At 50.3% G+C, this 19,316-nt stretch carries 18 protein-coding genes; all 18 read left to right on the top strand.

The genetic code is table 11. The annotated features are described in order from the left end of the window. Nucleotides 1-11: 11 nt before the first annotated feature. The 18 genes from KP806_RS00195 to KP806_RS00290 all read left to right on the top strand — a co-directional run bounded on the left by KP806_RS00195 (nucleotide 12) and on the right by KP806_RS00290 (nucleotide 19,298). Nucleotides 12-134 (top strand): hypothetical protein, encoded by a 123-nt coding sequence (locus KP806_RS00195; RefSeq protein WP_397376338.1) that lies wholly within the window; start codon nucleotides 12-14, stop codon nucleotides 132-134. Then, entirely contained in the window at nucleotides 131-1,162 is a 1,032-nt protein-coding gene (iolG, locus tag KP806_RS00200) for an inositol 2-dehydrogenase (RefSeq protein ID WP_224721546.1), read from the top strand. The genes KP806_RS00195 and iolG overlap by 4 nt, the downstream gene beginning before the upstream one ends. A gap of 4 nt (nucleotides 1,163-1,166) precedes the next feature. Beyond that, nucleotides 1,167-1,982, top strand: a complete 816-nt coding sequence (gene iolB, locus KP806_RS00205; protein ID WP_224721547.1) for a 5-deoxy-glucuronate isomerase — start codon at nucleotides 1,167-1,169, stop codon at nucleotides 1,980-1,982. Nucleotides 1,983-2,093: 111 nt separating this feature from the next. After that, nucleotides 2,094-3,098, top strand: coding sequence for a LacI family DNA-binding transcriptional regulator (locus KP806_RS00210; RefSeq protein ID WP_224722392.1), 1,005 nt, complete (start codon nucleotides 2,094-2,096; stop codon nucleotides 3,096-3,098). Nucleotides 3,099-3,410: 312 nt separating this feature from the next. After that, nucleotides 3,411-4,343 (top strand): nucleoside hydrolase, encoded by a 933-nt coding sequence (locus KP806_RS00215; RefSeq protein ID WP_224721548.1) that lies wholly within the window; start codon nucleotides 3,411-3,413, stop codon nucleotides 4,341-4,343. A gap of 81 nt (nucleotides 4,344-4,424) precedes the next feature. Continuing rightward, nucleotides 4,425-6,557 carry a GMC family oxidoreductase gene (locus KP806_RS00220; RefSeq protein WP_224721549.1) on the top strand — a complete coding sequence of 711 codons (2,133 nt, stop codon included), beginning with the start codon at nucleotides 4,425-4,427 and terminating at the stop codon, nucleotides 6,555-6,557. A 333-nt stretch (nucleotides 6,558-6,890) separates the two neighbouring features. After that, nucleotides 6,891-7,460, top strand: coding sequence for an SF0329 family protein (locus KP806_RS00225; RefSeq protein WP_224721550.1), 570 nt, complete (start codon nucleotides 6,891-6,893; stop codon nucleotides 7,458-7,460). A 116-nt stretch (nucleotides 7,461-7,576) separates the two neighbouring features. Beyond that, complete coding sequence (locus KP806_RS00230; protein ID WP_224721551.1) at nucleotides 7,577-8,002, top strand: MarR family winged helix-turn-helix transcriptional regulator; 426 nt, start codon at nucleotides 7,577-7,579, stop codon at nucleotides 8,000-8,002. Nucleotides 8,003-8,060: 58 nt separating this feature from the next. Further along, nucleotides 8,061-9,317 (top strand): MFS transporter, encoded by a 1,257-nt coding sequence (locus KP806_RS00235; RefSeq protein ID WP_224721552.1) that lies wholly within the window; start codon nucleotides 8,061-8,063, stop codon nucleotides 9,315-9,317. 231 nt (nucleotides 9,318-9,548) lie between these two features. Continuing rightward, nucleotides 9,549-9,911, top strand: a complete 363-nt coding sequence (locus KP806_RS00240) for a hypothetical protein (protein ID WP_224721553.1) — start codon at nucleotides 9,549-9,551, stop codon at nucleotides 9,909-9,911. Between the two features lie 37 nt (nucleotides 9,912-9,948). Continuing rightward, entirely contained in the window at nucleotides 9,949-10,782 is an 834-nt protein-coding gene (locus tag KP806_RS00245; RefSeq protein ID WP_224721554.1) for an electron transfer flavoprotein subunit beta/FixA family protein, read from the top strand. A gap of 19 nt (nucleotides 10,783-10,801) precedes the next feature. Further along, complete coding sequence (locus KP806_RS00250) at nucleotides 10,802-11,863, top strand: electron transfer flavoprotein subunit alpha/FixB family protein (RefSeq protein ID WP_224721555.1); 1,062 nt, start codon at nucleotides 10,802-10,804, stop codon at nucleotides 11,861-11,863. Continuing rightward, nucleotides 11,847-13,157 (top strand): FAD-dependent oxidoreductase, encoded by a 1,311-nt coding sequence (locus KP806_RS00255; RefSeq protein ID WP_224721556.1) that lies wholly within the window; start codon nucleotides 11,847-11,849, stop codon nucleotides 13,155-13,157. Before KP806_RS00250 ends, KP806_RS00255 begins: the two co-directional genes overlap by 17 nt. Beyond that, nucleotides 13,154-13,438, top strand: a complete 285-nt coding sequence (locus tag KP806_RS00260) for a ferredoxin family protein (RefSeq protein ID WP_224721557.1) — start codon at nucleotides 13,154-13,156, stop codon at nucleotides 13,436-13,438. Before KP806_RS00255 ends, KP806_RS00260 begins: the two co-directional genes overlap by 4 nt. A gap of 826 nt (nucleotides 13,439-14,264) precedes the next feature. Beyond that, complete coding sequence (locus KP806_RS27905; RefSeq protein ID WP_449589903.1) at nucleotides 14,265-15,803, top strand: carbohydrate-binding protein; 1,539 nt, start codon at nucleotides 14,265-14,267, stop codon at nucleotides 15,801-15,803. A gap of 23 nt (nucleotides 15,804-15,826) precedes the next feature. Further along, nucleotides 15,827-16,684, top strand: coding sequence for a sugar phosphate isomerase/epimerase family protein (locus KP806_RS00280; protein WP_224721558.1), 858 nt, complete (start codon nucleotides 15,827-15,829; stop codon nucleotides 16,682-16,684). A 313-nt stretch (nucleotides 16,685-16,997) separates the two neighbouring features. Further along, the gene (locus KP806_RS00285) at nucleotides 16,998-17,636 is read left to right on the top strand and encodes a sensor histidine kinase (RefSeq protein WP_397376339.1); all 639 of its coding nucleotides are present in this window, start codon (nucleotides 16,998-17,000) and stop codon (nucleotides 17,634-17,636) included. 276 nt (nucleotides 17,637-17,912) lie between these two features. Further along, nucleotides 17,913-19,298 (top strand): ABC transporter substrate-binding protein, encoded by a 1,386-nt coding sequence (locus KP806_RS00290; protein WP_224721559.1) that lies wholly within the window; start codon nucleotides 17,913-17,915, stop codon nucleotides 19,296-19,298. Nucleotides 19,299-19,316: the final 18 nt, after the last annotated feature.

A 19,316-nucleotide genomic window follows, 5' to 3' on the forward strand; every position in this document is an offset into this window, starting at 1 on the left:
GGTAATCCAAAATGACTGAAACCTATGATCCAAGACATTATTTGAATCCGGCGCGCGAAGCGATCAGAGCTGCGGTAAGAGACAAAATGCGGATATTCGGAAGCTCGGGACAAGAGAAAGGCGGACGTGTATGAAAAAAATAAAAATTGGCATCATCGGTGCAGGCAGAATCGGCAAAATCCATGCCGACAATTTAAGAAGACATCCGCAAGCGGAAATCGTCGCAATCAGTGATCTGTTTGCCGGTCCAGAGCTGGCAGAGTGGGCGCAGGAAAGAGGCATTTCCATCGTGACAAAGGACACCGACGAGCTATTGGCTAATCCGGATATAGACGCCGTATTCATTTGCTCTTCAACGGATACGCATGTGCCGCTTATTAAGCGGGCGGCTCAGCAGGGCAAGCATATTTTTTGCGAAAAGCCGGTTAGCATGGACATTCGCCAGACAGAGGAAGCGCTGGAAGAGGTTCGCAGGGCCGGAGTTCAGCTTCAAGTCGGCTTCAACCGCCGGTTCGATCATAACTTCAAGCGGATCCGCGAGTATGTGAAAGCCGGAGCGATCGGGGATACTCATCTGATCAAGATTACCTCCCGCGATCCTGCTCCGCCGCCGGAATCCTACATTAAAGTATCGGGCGGTATCTTCATGGATATGATGATTCATGATTTCGACATGGCTCGTTTCCTCTCGGGCAGTGAAGTAGAAGAAGTATACGCACAAGGCAGCGTACTGATCGATCCGGTATTTGGTAAACACGGCGATGTCGATACGGCGATCGTAACACTCCGCTTCACAAACGGTGCGCTTGGCGTTATTGATTGCAGTCGCAAAGCCGTTTACGGCTATGACCAACGCGCCGAAGTATTTGGGTCGAAAGGCTCCGCAGCAGCAACGAACGATCACCCTAATACGGCCGTGCTTAGCACGGAAGATGGCGTCATCAGTGAGAAGCCGCTTCATTTCTTCCTGGAGCGTTATAATTCGGCCTATATTGATGAGACCGAGCAGTTTATCAATGTTTTGCTTCAAGGCGGCGACGTTTCGGTCAGCGGAGAGGATGCTTGCCAGGCCGAGAGAATTGCGTTGGCTGCGAAGCTGTCGCTTCGTTATAACCGCAGCGTGAAATTGTCTGAACTGAATGAATTAATAGAGGTGGTGTAATTAAATGAGCAAACTGATTGTGAGTCCGGAGCTACAAGCCTCAGGAGCGGATCCCGTACTTTCGGTAACTCCGGAATCGGCTGGCTGGAGCTATGTAGGGTTCAAAGTTTACCAATTGAATCCGGGAGAAAAGCTAAGCCGAGCAACCGCGGACAACGAAGTATGCCTTGTGCTTCTTAGCGGTTTAGCTAACGTGACGACGGCAAAATCCTCATGGACAAGTATTGGACAAAGAATGAACGTCTTTAAGCAGACGCCGCCCTATTCCGTCTATGTCCCTAATGACGACCGGTATGAGCTGGAGGCGCTTACGAAAGTGGAACTAGCCGTATGCGAAGCACCGGGCAAAGGGAATTATCCCGCACGCCTGATTTCGCCGGAAGATGTAGGGGTCGAGGTACGGGGAACGGGCACGACGCAACGGTATATTCACAATATTTTGCCCGAGCAAGATCCTGCTGACAGCCTGCTTGTCGTGGAAGTGTTTACGCCGGAAGGACATTGGTCTAGCTACCCGCCCCACAAGCATGATCGCGACGCGCTTCCCGAGGAGTCGCTGCTGGAGGAAACCTACTATTACCATGTGAAGCCTGAGCAGGGCTTCGCGATCCAACGCGTCTATTCGGATGACCGCTCGCTTGATGAGACTTTGGCGGTAAAAGACGGACAAGCTGTGCTTGTACCGAAAGGGTATCATCCCGTTTCGGCGCCTCCGGGCTATCAAGTCTACTATCTCAACGTTATGGCGGGTCCTAAGCGCATTTGGAAGTTCCGCAACGATCCGGATCATGCATGGATTGCAACAAGGCAACAGCCATAATCTCTATTCCTGTCTGCAAATAGTTTGCAAATCGCACGGATAAATCGGATAATATCCGAGTAGGGAGGGCTAATTCCCTCTTCCTAATATCCGATAATAATGAGGTTGGGCATTAACGTGAGCACAATATATGATGTTGCCAAGGAGGCAGGTGTGTCCATCGCAACCGTCTCCAATGTAATAAACGGCAAGGGAAAAGTTAGCAAGAAAAAGCGCGAAGAAATATTTCGGGTAATGGAACGCCTCCAGTACCGGCCAAGCGTGATCGCTTCTGCTTTGATGGGGAAGAAGACGTTCACTATTGGGCTTCTTATTCCCGATGTTTCAAACCCTTTTTTCTCAGAGATTGCTCGTTCTGTAGAGGATTTGGCTCATTCCGAAGGTTATAGCGTCATCGTCTGCAGTACGGACAACAAAGATGACCGAATAGAGAAATATATTCGGTTGTTGGAGCAAAAAAGCGTAGACGGAATTTTGATCGGAACCGGTGTGGAAAATGCGGATGTATTAAGGCATCTCGCTGAAAAATCACTATCTATCGTTATGATTGCAAGAGAAGCCGCCACAATGCCGGTTCACAGCGTATTGACGGACGATTTCAAAGGCGGGGCACTTGCCGCCGAGCATTTGATTGACAGAGGGCATCGCCGGATTGCGGTGTTGTCTGAAAACTTAAAGGTAAGCAGCAGCTTTGAGCGGGTTCGAGGTTTTCGTTTCACTTTGTTCGAGGCGGGAATTACGTTAGACGAGTCACATATCGTTTCGTGCGATTCCAGCATTAGAGATGGAAAACGTGCAGCCGCGGCACTAATTCACGGGGACAATCGCCCTTCGGCCATATTTTGCTGTAACGATTTACTGGCTGTAGGTGCATTGCAAGCCGCCAAAGATGCGAGAGTAAAGGTACCGGAGCAGCTGTCGATTATCGGCTTTGATGGCACGATTCTTTCGACTGTGACTAATCCGGAGCTTACGACGATCGCCCAGCCGATTAACCAAATGGTCAAGCTGGCATTCGACTTGCTGATCCACAAAGTGGAGAATGCAGATGAAATCAAGCAAAGGATTGTCATGCAGCCGGAGCTGATCATCAGGGAATCTACATGCTCGTTGTAAAAAACATTATAACTTGATTGAAAGCTGCATTTCCGGATAGCGACGGCATTCAAACTCAAACAGAGTCGTATAAGGGGGAAGTCATCCCTTTCGGGTACAGGGTACTCGGAAGGAGACATCCCCCTTATCTATATTACCCAAGTGAAAAATAGACAGCCAAAACGTATATAAAGTCAGCCAATTCGATAGAACTGCTAGGGCTGTAAAGAGCTTAAAATAGGAATGAAACCGTTTTTTCTGCCGAATTGAAAATCAAATCATAAAACGAATGGGAGAATCGGAAAAAGATTTCATTTCTAAGGAGGCACATGCATGCAATATCCTCAACTTAGTGAAACGTTCAGATTGGAAAGGCTTGCTCCCAGAAGCGGAAAAATCCGGATGGTGCTGGATACGGATACATTTAATGAAATCGACGACCAGTTCGCTCTATCCTACGCGATTCTATCGCCCGAGCGCATTCAGCTGGAGGCCGTATATGCCGCGCCTTTTTTTAACGAGTTATCGACGGGACCAAAAGACGGCATGGAAAAAAGCTATAAAGAGATTATTCATATTTTGAACCGATTCGAGATCCCGTCTGAAGGCTACGCGTTCCGCGGTTCGGAGAGCTATTTGCCCGGCCCGCATATGCCGGTTGACAGCGCAGCAGCGCGCGACCTTATCGCCAAAGCGCTCGCCATGCCGGACGACGAGCCGTTATACGTTGCAGCGATCGGAGCAATTACAAATGTAGCGTCCGCCATTTTGATAGAGCCGTCCATTGTTCGCAAAATCGTCGTCGTATGGCTGGGCGGACACCAGCTGTCCTGGAGAGACGCGAACGAATTTAACCTGCAGCAAGATCTTCATGCCGTGCGCGTGTTGCTGGACAGCGGCGTACCTTTTGTCATGATCCCGTGTTTCGGCGTTGCCTCCCATTTGATTACGACACTGCCGGAGATCAACCATTTCGTAAAAGGGAAAGGGAAAATTGGCGACTTCCTGGCTGAGCGCTACGAAGCTTGCAGTAACGATCATATCGGTTATTCACGCGTTATCTGGGACCTCTCGGCTATCGCCTATATAATTGAACCGGAGCTGGTGCCGACGGATCTGGTTCACAGCCCGCTGCTGACGGATCAAATCACATGGAGCACCCACCCTGGCCGCCATTTGATCCGATGCGCGTATTTCGTTAACCGCAACGCCATCTTTCGGGATTTGTTCATGAAGCTGCAGGAGCATGCCGAGGGGAAACGATGATTGGGGCTGGAAATAAGGAAGGGTTTTCATGCGGATGAGTCAATATGAAGCTGCAGAATCTTAATGTGAGGTGGAGGTTAAATGAGGACGAGCGATCAGGAGTGTTTTTCAGGCGAAATCACCCAAATTTTGAAAGCGGTTGCGGACAGGATGATTCCGGAAGATGAGTGGCCATCGGCGACCGATGGAGGAGTGTTAAATTACCTGAAACGAAGAGCCTCTCAGGATGCCGCTGTCTGGACGGATGTGATAGAACCTGGACTTCACGCATCAAATGCGGAAGCATTAGCCCGCCATGGCCATCCATTCCCGGAACTGCCGGATCATGAGAAAGATAGACTGCTGCATGATGCCGAGCTCGATTCTTTTCGGGATTGGCCTGTTTCGTCTAAACGCTTCTTTGACACTTTATTATGCCTCGTCATAGAAGGTTACTATGGAAGTCCTGAGTCCGGCGGGAATCGTGAGGGCAGGTCATGGGACATGATCGGTTTTCGACCGGGCCCCGTGTCCAAAAGCGATGCACTGGCACCAGAAACAGATTTGCCGCAAAAACGCTTCGATCAACTTCGAGACCAGTATGATGTGATTATCGCAGGGGCTGGAGCCGGAGGCTCTGCAGCGGCCGCTGTATTAGCCGAATCCGGACTTCGCGTTCTTGTCGTTGAGCGCGGAAGCTGGCTTCGATACAGTCAGATAGGCAGCGATCATTTGCGTAACCATCGTTTTAGCAAGTACGGCCATAATACAGGTCCAGATTTGGAAGGTAACCCTCGTACAATTCTATTGGAGGGCGGAGAAGAGCGGATCACCGCGCCTTTTGAAGGCGACTATCATAATAACGCAATGACGGTCGGAGGAGGAACTCGAATCTACGGGGCGCAGGCATGGCGATTTCATCCGGATGACTTCCGCATGGCGAGTCGCTATGGGGTGCCGGAAGGGAGTTCGCTAAGCGATTGGCCGATTGGATATGAGGATCTCGAACCTTATTACATGCGGGCCGAGTGGGAAGTCGGCGTCTCCGGTGACGGGAATGCCCACCTTGAACGCGGGAAGCGGCAACGCTCTTACCCAATGCCGGCGCTGCCAAGTACGCTGGAAGCTGAACGATTGGCACTGGCGGCAAAAAAACTCGGATGGGAAGCCGGGCCGGTACCTCTCCTCATCAACTCCATCGATCGGGATGGACGACCGGCTTGTGGACGGTGCGGCCAGTGTGTCGGATTCGCCTGCCCGACGAACAGTAAAAATGGCGGGCATAATACGATGTTAGTGAGGGCCATCGCTACCGGCAACTGCGATCTGATCTGCGATACAACGGTGGAACGCATCGATACCGAGGGAGGAGAACATGCCACCGGAGTTCGTCTTGTGCAGCAATTGGAAGGCTCTATCCAGCGGCGGCAGGTGCGGGCCGGGCACGTTGTGGTTGCTGCAGGAGCCATCGAAAGCGCCCGGCTTCTTCTCAACTCCGCAACCGATATTGAACCGTATGGAATTGGCAATCGAAGCGGACAAGTAGGAAGAAACCTTCAAGGCCATGTCTATTCCGGTGCATACGGTCTCTTTGATGAGCCGGTTCAAGATGGCCTTGGTCCGGGAGTGAGTATTGCCACCTTCCGTTTTGAGCACAGCCGCGAAAGCGGAATAATCGGAGGAGGGCTGCTTGCTAACGAATTCACCAGGCTTCCGCTCATTCACTGGTATCGCGCACTTGCACCGGATGCGGCTCGATGGGGGAGCGCAGGCAAGGCAACGATGCGCGAGAGTTACTTGCGCACCAGCCAAATTCAAGGCCCGATCCAGGAGATCCCGAGCGCCGAGTCCAGAGTCAGGTTATCGACAACGGTCAAAGACCGCTTTGGCATGCCTGCAGCTCAGCTCTCCGGAAGTGTCCATCCTGAGTCACTTCGAGCCTCGGCACTGCTGGCTGAGCAAGCGGAAAAGTGGCTTTGGGCCGCCGGTGCGCGTGAGGTATGGCGAACCCGGCCAGGCGCCGGGCTTAGTGCCGGGCAGCATCAAGCGGGTACGCTGCGTATGGGAAATGATCCTTCAACATCCGTAACAGATCCTCTAGGCCGCATACATGGTTATGATAATCTCTGGGTGAGCGACGGGTCTGTGCATGTGACGAATGGCGGCGTTAATCCGGTGCTGACGATTCTAGCCTTGGCTTTCCGCACGGCGGAAAACCTGGTGAAGCAAGGGTAGACGTTAAAAATCGAGCAGCTGCTGAAGTTAATCAGCAAGGTGAATGCCGGTCAATCACGCAATCATGCGGGGGTGGCGGTCGAGGGGAAGCAGGTGGCGGTAGAGGAGTGCGCCAATCGTTTAGGAACAAGCAAAAAAACTCCGACCCTGCTTCAACCGGCCGTTTAACTGCTTGAACTAGCTAGGTCTGCTGAGAAAGCAGGCTTTTTTTGAACTATCCTAAAAAGTTGTATTTTCATGCAAGCATAGAGAATTGGGTGTTGGTTATTGTATTATGGATAGCAGAGCAACTGCCGCAATAGGCAGTTATTAATATAGAACAAGGAGTAATATATGGCCTGGAGCAAATTGAAACAAAATCTGGAGAGTTTTCTCTGTCCTGTGTTAGATGGAAGGGTCGAATACCGTGCAACGAGCTACCGTTATTTACCCGATAAAGCAGGGCTTTGCTATATTGCGGTCGATAAAAAGAACGTATTTAATATGAGTGATACAACTAACTTAATCAGATGGTATCAGACGGAGTTGGAAATTAAGAATGATTTGAATATCCAAATTCCTGTTAACAACGAAGAAATTGAAGCAGTCAGAAAAGATACCAAGGGGACAGTTCCGGAGGATCGTCTAAAAGTAATTGCAAGCAGCAGAAAGAAATCAGAATATGCAAAGGAGCTTTTGTCGGCACAGTCATCATTAAGTAAATCAAATTTTATCGTTATTGCTAATAAGTTTTTATCTATTTCTATAGAGGAAAGCATCGAGAGCAATGATATCTTATTGAATATTCTAGCTTTGGTGGACAGACGAGTTGGAAAAAAACGAATTTTAAATATGAGCGAGAAGATGAAGTTAAAGCATCCAATTGTGCAGTATTTTTATGAACTACGGCGTAGTACGTTATGAAGATAAATGACTCATTCACCGTTAACGGGGCTGCTTTTTCTTTTACGGTGATTGACAAAATCATTCGGCCGGCTTATATTCGTTGTACATACAAAATAGAGGGAGGGGGACGCCTCATGGATCAGAGCTTCCTGCACAACTGCTTATTTTTCACGACAAACCGACTCAGCCGCGCCATTACGAAGATGGCCGAAGAAGAATTTGCTCCAACAGGATTGACCCCTATGTACGGCTATATCATTCGGTTGGCTAACGGCGAGCCGGGCATATCCCAAAAGGAATTATCCGAAAAGCTGTACGTCACCCCGTCCACCCTCACCCGCTTCATCGATAAGCTGGAGGCGAAGCGGCTTGTTGAACGCAAGGTTCATGGAAAGACGGTCCTCATCTATCCTACTTCAAAAGGGGCGGACCTGGAGGACGCCTTACGTTTGGCTTCGAAAAGCCTGCATCGGCGATATGTCACTCTCTTGGGAGAAGATTTAGCCGAACAACTAACCGTCCGATTAGAGTCGGCAAGCGAACGGCTGGAGAAGCCGTAAGCTTATTATTCGATATTTTGTATGTACAACAAAATTAGAGAATGGGATGTGCCTCGATATGAATGCTTCTTTGTTTCGAAGCAAGCTGCATTACGGTTGGATTGTCGTACTCATTACCTTCATCACGCTGCTAACGTCAGCAGGCATTCGCTCAATGCCGAGCGTACTCATGCTTCCGTTCGAGGCCGAATTCGGCTGGAGCCGGGCCGGCATCTCAAGCGTCGTTTCCGTCGGCATCTTCCTGTACGGACTTGTCGGCCCCTTCTCCGCCGCACTGCTGGAAAGGTTCGGCATCCGTAAAACGATCGCGGTATCTCTCTCAGTGCTGGCGGTCGGTCTAGCGATCACACCGCTTATGACTAGATTATGGCAATTCGAGCTGCTGTGGGGCGCTGTCGCAGGGCTTTCCACCGGAATGATGGCGAACGTACTCGGCGTAACGGTTGCGAACCGTTGGTTCGCCAAGCGCAAGGGGCTGGTCGTCGGCATGCTTACGGCTAGCGCGGCGACGGGACAGCTGCTGTTTCTGCCTCTCTTCGCCCGCATCTCTGAACAGATCGGCTGGAGAACCGCCGTCTACGCCACTGTTGGAGTGATCGCCGTTCTCTTCTTGATCGTCGTTCTCTGGATGCGCGATCATCCTTACGAAGTAGGGGCCGCTCCGTATGGCGGGGAGGAGCCTGTCAAGCCAGCGCCATTTCGGGGCCATATCTTTCTGGCCCCGCTGATCGCGCTGCGTGACGGCATGCGAAGCAAAACCTTTTGGCTGCTTGCCGGCACGTTCTTTTTTTGCGGTTTTTCCACCAACGGCCTGATCGGTACCCACTTGATTCCGGCATGCGGAGACGCCGGCATTATGCCGTTCGTAGCTGCGGGCCTGCTCGCTCTAATGGGGTTGTTCGACCTTGTCGGCACGACGCTCTCGGGCTGGCTATCCGACCGGTTCGACAGCCGCTGGCTGCTATTCTGGTATTACGGATTGCGCGGCTTATCTCTTTTATTCCTGCCGTATGCGCTGAATGCAGGTCCGACCGAGCTGTTGATCTTCAGCGTATTTTACGGTCTCGACTGGATCGCTACCGTTCCGCCGACCGTCAAGCTGACCTCGCAGGCGTTCGGGAAGGAGAAGGCGGGCATGATCTTCGGCTGGATCGTCGTGGCCCATCAGCTGGGTGCCTCGACCGCAGCTTATGGCGCGGGACTGCTGCGCGACGGCTTCGGAACGTATACCATTCCTTTCATCGGCGCAGGCTTCGTCTGCGTGCTGGCTGCGCTCATGTCCATTCGAATTTCCAAGACGTTAAGGGCGGCCTAACGAAGCATTCATTCAGATGCCGCCCCTTTGGGAAGTATTGGAATTGCATGCATAGCTTTTATGGAAGACACCTTTGCGGGTGTCTTTTTTACGTTATGGAAGAACGAAAGAAAGATTTCCGGTGTCCCGCATATAATGAACCGTAACCTTTACCGCGCCATGGTAAATTTGAAAGCGTTTAATAGCCTTAATCGATAAGCTTGTAATAAAAAGGGCGAGGGGGCTGTAAGCATGGGCCAGTTCCTGAATCTGGAGCGCTTTTTCCAAAGACCGGATGTTCCGATCGGGCAGCGCGACAAGGAACAGCTGAGCGATATCTACATCGGCAATGACGGGAAGCGCCATACATTCGTGAACTGGCTTATCGCCTTGATGTGGGAAGAGGATGAATTCGGCGCCGGCTGGAAAACGGTCGTTTACCCGGTGGCGAAAGGGAGGGTGTTTTGGCTCGTTCCTCCTCTCTTCTACACGACGTTCCCTTCCACCTTTGACAAAGCCTGGAGACTTTCGGAAGCGATCAAAGCAAGCTCCCGCAACGATGAGCTGACCGAGAAGTACGTTCATCCGTACTGGGACGACTGGGCGAAGATTTGACTTATGCTTTTTGTAAACCTTAGGAGGTGTAAGGCGAGTGCTTCATATTATCGTTTGCATCAAGCAAGTTCCCGACAGCCGGGAAATCCGGATCGATCCCGTCAACAATACGTTAATCCGCCAGGGCGTGCCGAGCATCGTCAATTTCTACGATCTGCACGGCTTGGAAGAGGCGCTGCGCATCAAGGATGAGCATAACGCCAGAGTGACGGTCGTTACCATGGGGCCGCCTCCTGCCGAAAAGTCGCTGAAAGAATGTATTTCGCTCGGCGCTGACGAGGCCGTTCTAGTTACCGACCGGAAGTTTGCCGGCGCGGATACGCTTGCGACATCTTATGTGGTGGCGCGGACGATCCGTAAGGTGGAGGAGCTGTGGGGGAAGGCGGATATCGTGTTTTGCGGCAAGCAAACGTTGGACGGGGACACCGGGCAGGTCGGACCCGGCATAGCGTGCCGTTTGGATCTGGAACAGCTGACGTATGTAGGAAAGGTCGTCGATGTGAACCCCGTCAGAAGGACCGTAACCGTTCACCGGTATTTGGAGGACGGGCTTGAGGTCGTCGAGTCTTCGATGCCGCTGCTTATTACCGCGCTTAAGGAGCTTAACAAAGTCCGCAGAGCCTCGCTGCCGGGCATGATCCGGGCTGCCGGATACAAACCGTACATATGGACGACGGCCGATTTTCCCGATCTGGACAACGCCAAGATCGGCTTGAAGGGATCGCCGACGATCGTCAGCAAAACCTGGGTGCCTGAAGTCAGAAAAATAAACGGCCAAATCGTAAGCGGCGAATCCCCCGAGCAAGTGGCCGGGGAGCTGGTAGGCAAGCTGTGGGAGAGCGATCTGCCGGAAAGATTCGGGTGGACGTAACCTTTAGGAGGGGATGCAGATGACTGCTGCAAGAAATGCGGAACAAACGCCCGATTGGTCGGATTACCGGGGCGTGCTCGTTGTCGTGGAGCAGCGGGACGGGGAAGCCAAGAAGGTTTCCTGGCAGCTGCTGGGGGAGGGGAAAAAGCTCGCGGAAAAGCTGGATGTCCAGCTGATCGCTCTCGTCATCGGGCACGAGGTGGGGCATTTGGCGCAGGAAGCGATTTATTACGGTGCGGATAAAGTGTTCTTGTGCGAGGCGCCCGAGCTGAAGGCTTACCGGACGAGGCCTTACAGCCGGATCGCAATGAAGGTCATCGGAGAGGCCAAGCCTGAAATTTGTCTGTTCGGCGCGACGGGCACCGGCAGGGATTTAGCGGGGGCGATCGCTACCCACCTGCCGACCGGACTGACTGCCGATACGACCGAATTGGACGTCGAGCCTCCGCCGTCGCGGCTGCTGCTCGCCAGCCGCCCCGCCTTTTCGGAGAAAATGATGGCTACGATCTTGTGCAAGCAGTATCGGCCTCAGATGGCTACGGCCCGTGCTGGCGTGTTTCAGTCGCTGCCGCGCGATGCCGCCCGCGAAGGCGAGGTCATCCGCATCGAGAACGCGATGACCGAGGAGCAAATTGCGACACGGGTGCTGGATTTCATTCAGGAACGCGACAAAATCAATCTGGAGGAAGCGGAAATCATCGTTGCCGGCGGCCGGGGGCTGGGTGGGCCGGAGCCTTTCGTCATGCTGAAGGAGCTGGCCGACGCTCTCGGGGGAATTGTCGGCGCTTCCCGGGCAGCCGTCGATGCGGGCTGGATCAAGCATGAGCATCAGGTCGGGCAAACCGGCTGCACCGTAAGGCCGAAGCTTTATTTTGCCATCGGCATATCCGGAGCGGTTCAGCACATCGTCGGAATGTCCAATTCGGACGTGATCGTCGCGATTAATAAAGATCCGGAAGCGCCTATTTTTCAGACCGCCCATTACCGCATCGTCGGGGATTTATTCAAAATCGTCCCTGCCATCACGGCTGAAGTGAAGAAAAAACGGGGAGAGGTGAAGGCTTATGAACGAAAAGTTTGACGCAGTCGTCGTCGGCGCGGGACCGGCCGGAGCGGCAGCCGCACTGACGATGGCCAGAGCCGGGCTGCGAGTCGTGCTGCTGGAGCGGGGGGAGTTTCCCGGCGCGAAAAATATTTTCGGCGGAGTGCTGTACCGGAAGCAGATAGAGGACATGATCCCCGAATTTTGGACGGAAAAAGGGTTCCCGATGGAGCGCTACATTGTCGAGCAGCGGGTATGGATGATGGGCAAGGAATCCGTAACGACATTCGGTCACCGGAACGAAGCTTACAAGGCGCCTTACAACTGCTTCACCGGTCTCAGGGTGAAGTTCGACCAGTGGTTTGCCGACAAAGCGGTTCAGGCCGGGGCCATCCCGGTCTATCAAACGGTCGCGGTAGATTTGCTTAGAAAAGACGACCGCGTCGTCGGCGTGAAGACGGATCGGGACGACGGCGATCTGTACGCCGATGTCGTAGTCATTGCGGACGGCGTCAATTCCTTGCTCGGCAAATCGCTCGGCGTGCATAAGGAATGGCGGCCTGACGAGGTATCGCTCGCGGTGAAGGAGGTGATCGCCCTTCCGAAGGAGAAAATTCAGGACCGGTTCAATCTGGAAGGCGACGAGGGCGTAACGATCGAGTTTATCGGAGAAACCTCTTTAGGGATGGCAGGGATGGGATTTTTGTATACGAACAAAGAAACGATCTCGCTTGGCGTCGGCGTCATGGTCGACCAGCTGAGGGAGAAGCGGATCAAGCCGTACGCCGTGCTGGAGGCTGCGAAACAGCATCCGATGATCCGCAAATTGATTCAGGGCGGCGAGGTGCTGGAATACTCGGGGCATCTTATCCCCGAAGGCGGCTATCATTCGATGCCTCCGCTGTCCGGAGACGGCTGGGTAATCGCGGGGGATGCAGCGCAGATGGTCAATCTCGTTCACCGGGAGGGAACGAACCTTGCCATGACGTCAGGCAGGCTGGCAGGGGAGGCTATCGTTGAGGCCAAACTGAAAAACGATTTTTCACGAGAATCGCTGCAGCTGTATGACCGGAAGATCCGAAGCTCGTTTATCGAGAAGGATTTGAAGAAATATAAAGGGATGCACGAGCTGCTGAAGGAACAAGATCCGGAGCTTCTGTTCGACAAGCTGCCGTCGGCGCTCAATGAAGCCGCTTATCAGATGTTTCTGGTTGACGGGGTCTCCAAGGCACAAAAACAAAAAATGGCCGTAAAATTAATTAAGGACGCTGCCGGGGGGACGATGAATTTACTGAAATTGGGCTATAAAGGCTGGAGGGCGATGAACGGATGAGTGATTCCATTTCCGACAAGCTGTATACGATCCGCTACAAGTGCGACGACGTATCCCATTTAATCATTAAGGAACGGGACAACTGTCTGAAATGCACCAAGAAGGACTGCAATTATTTTTGCCCGTCCGATGTGTACGATTGGGACAAAAAGCAGAAGCTGACGACCGTCGCGTATGAAAACTGCATCGAATGCGGCACATGCCGGATCGCATGTCCCTACGACAACATCGATTGGGTTTACCCAAAAGGAGGGTACGGCATTACCTATAAATACGGCTGACTGCAGCATTTCAAGCCCGTACCGGATGATCTGTATCCGGTCGGGCTTTGCTATGTTGCCGATTAACTCTATCTATCTATCATTGTAGGCAAAACTAGTAAAGTTAAGGGGGTGTTGAAAGTAGTCCTTAAAAATTACAAATATTGTCTAGTAATTCTATAGACTCGAAAAGTGACTCGATATTATGATTTAGGCAGACATTCGGCTGCCGTTTTGACCGACAAGGAGGCAATGGTTGCGGTGAATCGTTGCGGCTTGAAAAGATGTTGAAAGGAGGGGGGATAAGGCAGAGGCTTTTAAACGAATGAAAGGATAGGTTGTTAGAATAGAATTTGAAAACGGTTACATAGATGTGTAATGCGAATAAAAAGGTAGTTCGACTCGTTGTAACGGCGGTTTATCCGCATTAAAACCAGGGAGATGATACCATATGATTTCGAATGTGAAAAAGCCGATTTGTGCCTTATTGGCATGTTTAACTGCACTGCCGTTATTTTTCGTACCGGCATCTGCTGAAGCTATAGCCGCCCCGGCGGCCGATGATGTCATCGTTAATTTATCGGCAGAAAAACAAGTGATTCGCGGTTTTGGAGGCATGAACCATTCCGTTTGGATTGGTGATTTGACCGCGGAACAAAGAGAAACAGCTTTTGGCAATGGAGACAACCAGTTGGGCTTTTCTGTGTTAAGAATTCCGATACACGAAAATAAAAATAATTGGCAAAGAGAAGTGGAAACGGCAAAAAAAGCGATCGAACATGGAGCAATCGTGTTTGCTTCTCCCTGGAATCCTCCAAGTGAAATGGTCGAGACCTTCACTCTTGATATGAGCTCCGGCAACGGCACCACCTATCAAGCGGAGACGGGTACAACCTTGACCGGTGCTGCCGTACAAAGCACCAATCCGGGTTACACCGGAACCGGATATATCGATTTTCAAGCCTCATCCGATGCGGCCATCCAGTGGAATAACGTCATCATTGGCAGTACAGGAACTAAAAACGTAAAAATCCGATATGCTCTGCAGACGGGAACCAGCTATCTTGATGTGTATGTTAACGGGACAAAAGTGATCAGTCATGCGGCCTTTGAAGCAACCGGAAGCCTGGAAACCTGGGCCGAAAAATCGTTCCAGATTCCTATGACCAGCGGGAACAATAACACGTTAAAGCTGGTAACGACCGGTACGGAAGGACCGAATATCGATCAAATTCAACTTACCGCATATGTTGTGGATCCAACGGCAAAACGGCTTAAACATGATAGGTACGATGATTATGCGCAGTATCTGAACGAATTCGATTCCTTCATGAAGAGCAATGGCGTGGAGCTGTATGCGATTTCGATTCAAAATGAGCCTGACTACGCCCATGATTGGACATGGTGGAGTCCGGAAGAAATGCTTCGCTTCATGAAAGAAAACGCCGGATCCATCAATAACAGGGTAATCGCTCCCGAGTCCTTTTCTTACGTAAAAAAAATGTCAGACCCGATTCTGAACGATCCGGAAGCTCTAGCCAATATGGATATTCTCGGCGCCCATACGTATGGTACGAATGATAAGGATTTCCCTTATCCGCTATTCGAAGAGAAAGGGGCGGGAAAAGAACTTTGGATGACGGAAGTATACTATCCGAACAGCGACATGACTTCGGGAGATCGCTGGCCGGAGGCGTTAGGCGTTGCGGAACATATGTATAATGCCATGGTCGAAGGCAATTTTCAGACATACGTATGGTGGTACATCCGCAGAGGTTATGGTCCTATGAAAGAGGACGGCACGATAAGCAAGCGCGGTTACAGCATGGCTCATTACTCCAAATTTGTTCGTCCTGGCTATGTAAGGGTTGAAGCAACTAAAAATCCCGATCCGGAGGTTTACGTATCCGCCTATAAAGGCGATAAAAAAGTAGTTATAGTCGCTATTAACAAAGGGACTTCCGCAGTGAGCAAAGATTTTGTTCTGCAGGACGGGTATGCACCGTCAGTATCTTCATGGGTGACGGACAGCAGCAGGAGTCTTGCAGCCGGAGCGCCTATCGATGCATCGAACGGTGCCTTTACAGCCGAGCTTCCTGCCCAGAGCGTTACAACTTTTGTGGCTGAGCTTGAAACCGTGGACTTCGGCAGCTTGGCGGGAATTGTGGAAAAGTTTGTGAGCTCCGATCCCGGCATCCAGCATGCTCTGGTCAGTAAGCTGAATCAAGCGAAAGATTCTGCAAGCCAACGCAATACGAATGCCATGCAAGGCCAGCTGGATGCGTTTATCAATCAGGTGAACGCGCAGAGCGGAAAAGCGCTAACGGAACAACAGGCGCGGGTTTTGACTGAATTAGCGAATTTGCTTCGATCATTGCAGATATAAACGAAATCGTGAGGGATGTTTCGATGAGCACATTTATTTTATCCGCATTTGCCGACGAAATTGACTCGGACTTAAAAACTCAGATGGATGTATTGGAGCAGCATGGCATTAAATATATCGAAATGAGAGGGGTTAACGGGAAGCAGCTCGTTTCCTATAACTTGGGAGAAGTAAAAGAAATAAAACGGCAAATCAGCGCAAGAGGGTTTCAGCTGTCGGCTGTAGGGTCTCCAATCGGGAAAATCAAAATTACGGATGAATTTGAACCTCACTTCGAGCTTTTCAAGCATACAGTAGAAGCTGCCAAAATCATGGAGTGCAAGTATATAAGGATGTTCAGTTTCTATATTCCAAAAGGAGAAGATCCGTCCATCTATCGGGCCGACGTAATTGATAGATGGACGAAATTTGCCAAGGTAGCGGAAGACAATAACGTTATTCTCCTGCACGAAAACGAAGCCGGCATATATGGAGATACAGCTGAACGATGTCTGGATCTTCTGACATCTTTGCATTCCGATCACGTGAGAGGCATATTCGACTTCGCCAATTTTGTACAATGCGGGGAAACAAACTATCCGGCGGCTTACGAGCTGCTTAAGAATTATATCGAGTATGTGCATGTCAAAGACGCCGTAAGAGCCGACGGTCACGTTGTTCCGGCAGGGGAGGGAGACGGTAACGTAAAAGAGATTCTTCAAGAATTGAATCAACGGGGCTACGAAGGTTTTTTATCGCTCGAACCCCATCTCGGGCATTATACGGACTTCTCTGCTCTTGAGCCCGACTCCCCCGGTTATACCCTGCCGCCGGGTGGAGCCAAGCGTTTTGCCGTTGCCGTACAAGCAATCAAGAATTTGCTGAAAGAATTTGAACGCTAGGAGGAGTCAGGAGTCGATATACTTCGGAAGCCTTTGCCTGAACTGCCACAATGCAACGAACATTCGCATTGTGGTTTCTTTTTTTCCCCGCCATCCTCCGGACCGGCTTTCCGCTATATAGAATAAATGAGGAGTTGTAATCCTGTTGATTCTAGCCAGACTATTATTTAGCTGCCTGATCGTAATGGTTCCTATGATTTTTCTGAGTTTATATTTTAATAACTGGACTGTTTTCATATTTGTCATCTATTCGTACTTTTCTTATAAGTTTGTCCTTCAACCGCTTATCGATCAAAATGAAAGACAAAAGCGGATGATTCGTAAGGCGGAGCTTAAACAGCTGCAATTCCAAATGAACCCGCACTTTCTGTATAACAGCTTTTTTATTTTAAACTCATTGGTGAAAACCGGAGACGTCGAGAGAATCGAACGATTTACGAATATGCTTGGGGAGTATTTTCGTTTCATTACCCGTGACGGGGAAGACCATGTATGGCTGTCGGAAGAAATCAGTCACTGCCGAAGGTATGCAGAGATTCAAAATCTCAGATTTTCGAGGCGGATCCGATTAGAATTTGATGATTTGCCGAAGGGAATGGAGCAGATTTCGGTGCCAAGACTGATCGTTCAGCCGATCATTGAGAATGCTTACGAGCATAGCTTTGACAAAATGACAGAAGACGGATTGCTTCGTGTATCTTTCGAGATGGATCGGAACGAAGCGCAAATTATTGTTGAGGATAACGGGAGAATCAGCGATTCCGAAATAGAAGCGTTAAAAAACAGGCTTGATCAAACGGCCGAATTCGATAAAATGACGGGCATGATTAACATTCACCGTCGAATTCTCCTAACGTTTGGGGATGGCGTCGGTTTGTTTGTGACAAGGAGCGGGATCAACGGGTTAAAGGCCGTTATTCGAATAAAAATGCCGGAGATGCCGGTACGATAAACCGCTTTTTTAGTGTAACGCTTTCGTTTCAAGACAACAACCTGTCGATTACTTCCTGCATACCTGTGAAATCATAGTTTTTAAAGCCATCTTGAATAATTACAAATATTGTTTAGATCCTCTATGGTTTGTTTTCAGGAGTAATTATATGATTTCCATGTAGTTGCCGCCTCGCATCAGACTAGCAAGGACCGGAACATATTCGCGCAGATGGCAATCTTCTAATTTGAAAGCGCTGCATTTTTTGTTGCAGCCAATTTTCTAAGGGGGATTTATATGTGGAAGCGTAAGACGATGCTGCTGTTCTGTAGTTTGATTCTGGTGTTTATGGCGGCATGCAGCGGTGGAGCAGGCGGAGGGACAAAGGAATCGGGCAATCATGCCGAAAACACGCCTGCAGCTACGAATTCAACGGAAAACGGAGGAAACGAATCGACAGGAGAAGAAGGAACGAGCGGTACGCCTGACATGGATTTCGATATGGGCGGCCGGACGATCAAATGGGTATCTTGGTACGATGAGTCGATCAAGGAAGATAATCCGGACAATATCAAGAAAAAAGAAAATCTGGACGCCCTGATGCAGAAGCACAATTTCAAAATGGAATACGTCGTAGTCGATTACGGAGAGTATCAGAATAAAGTAACGGCTTCGCTGGTAGCGGGAGAGCCGCTCGGCGATATTATCCGAGTAGCCAGACCATGGATGATTCCGACACTGGTTAATCAGGGGTTATTCTCGCCGGTCGATGAATACACGAAAAACGAGAAAGTGTTTATACAGCAGTATACGAACGAATACTCTCAGTTCGAAGGCAGAGGCTACGGGTTCCGAACAGGTATCAACGGCGCTTCGGGCGGTATTTTCTATAACCGTACTTTGATGAATCAATTGGGCTTGAAGCCGCTGCAGGAATATGTAAATGAAGACAACTGGAATTGGGATACGTTCACTCAGGTCGCGAAAGAGGCCAACAAGGATACGAATAACGACGGCAAGCTGGATACATGGGGGCTGGCTTCCGCTTCGCTTCTTGTACCGGCCATGGCATCGAATGAAGCGAATTTGGTCATCGAGGATAAGCAGAATCTTGAGGATCCCAAAACGCTGGAGGTATTGAACTTCTTGTCACAACTCGCAACCGAGGCTGTCGCGAGACCAACGGAGGGCGGAGATTGGACCGAGCCCGGGCAATTTTTCCGCCAAGGCAACACGTTAATGGTTGCAGGCCAGGATTATGAAATGGATGCTTTTAAAAAGGATATGCCGAATCATGAAGTCGGTTTCCTGCCATTCCCTAAAGGACCTAGCGCTGCCCAATATCATTCTTCTAACACGATTCCTAACTACTTGACGATTCCTAGTGCGGTCGAACACCCTGAGCAGCTGGTATACCTTTATGAGAAGATCAACGATATTGATTCGATCTATGACTATCCGAAACAAGCGTCACTGGAAACGTTATTCAGCAACGAGGACGATATTAATAATGCAAAGATGGCCGGAGAAAGTATCAAAGTTATCGATACAAATAACGGGTATCCGTCTATGCCTTTTTACGAATTTACAGGTGAATTAATGGAGGGCGTTTCGGTATCGACAGTCGTTGAGAAATATAAAGAGCCGTTTCAGGCGTCGATTGATGAAATTTGGAAAAAGTAATGATTTTGTTTCACAAAC

Source organism: Paenibacillus vietnamensis (genome assembly GCF_020169515.1).
Lineage (GTDB): Bacteria > Bacillota > Bacilli > Paenibacillales > Paenibacillaceae > Pristimantibacillus > Pristimantibacillus vietnamensis.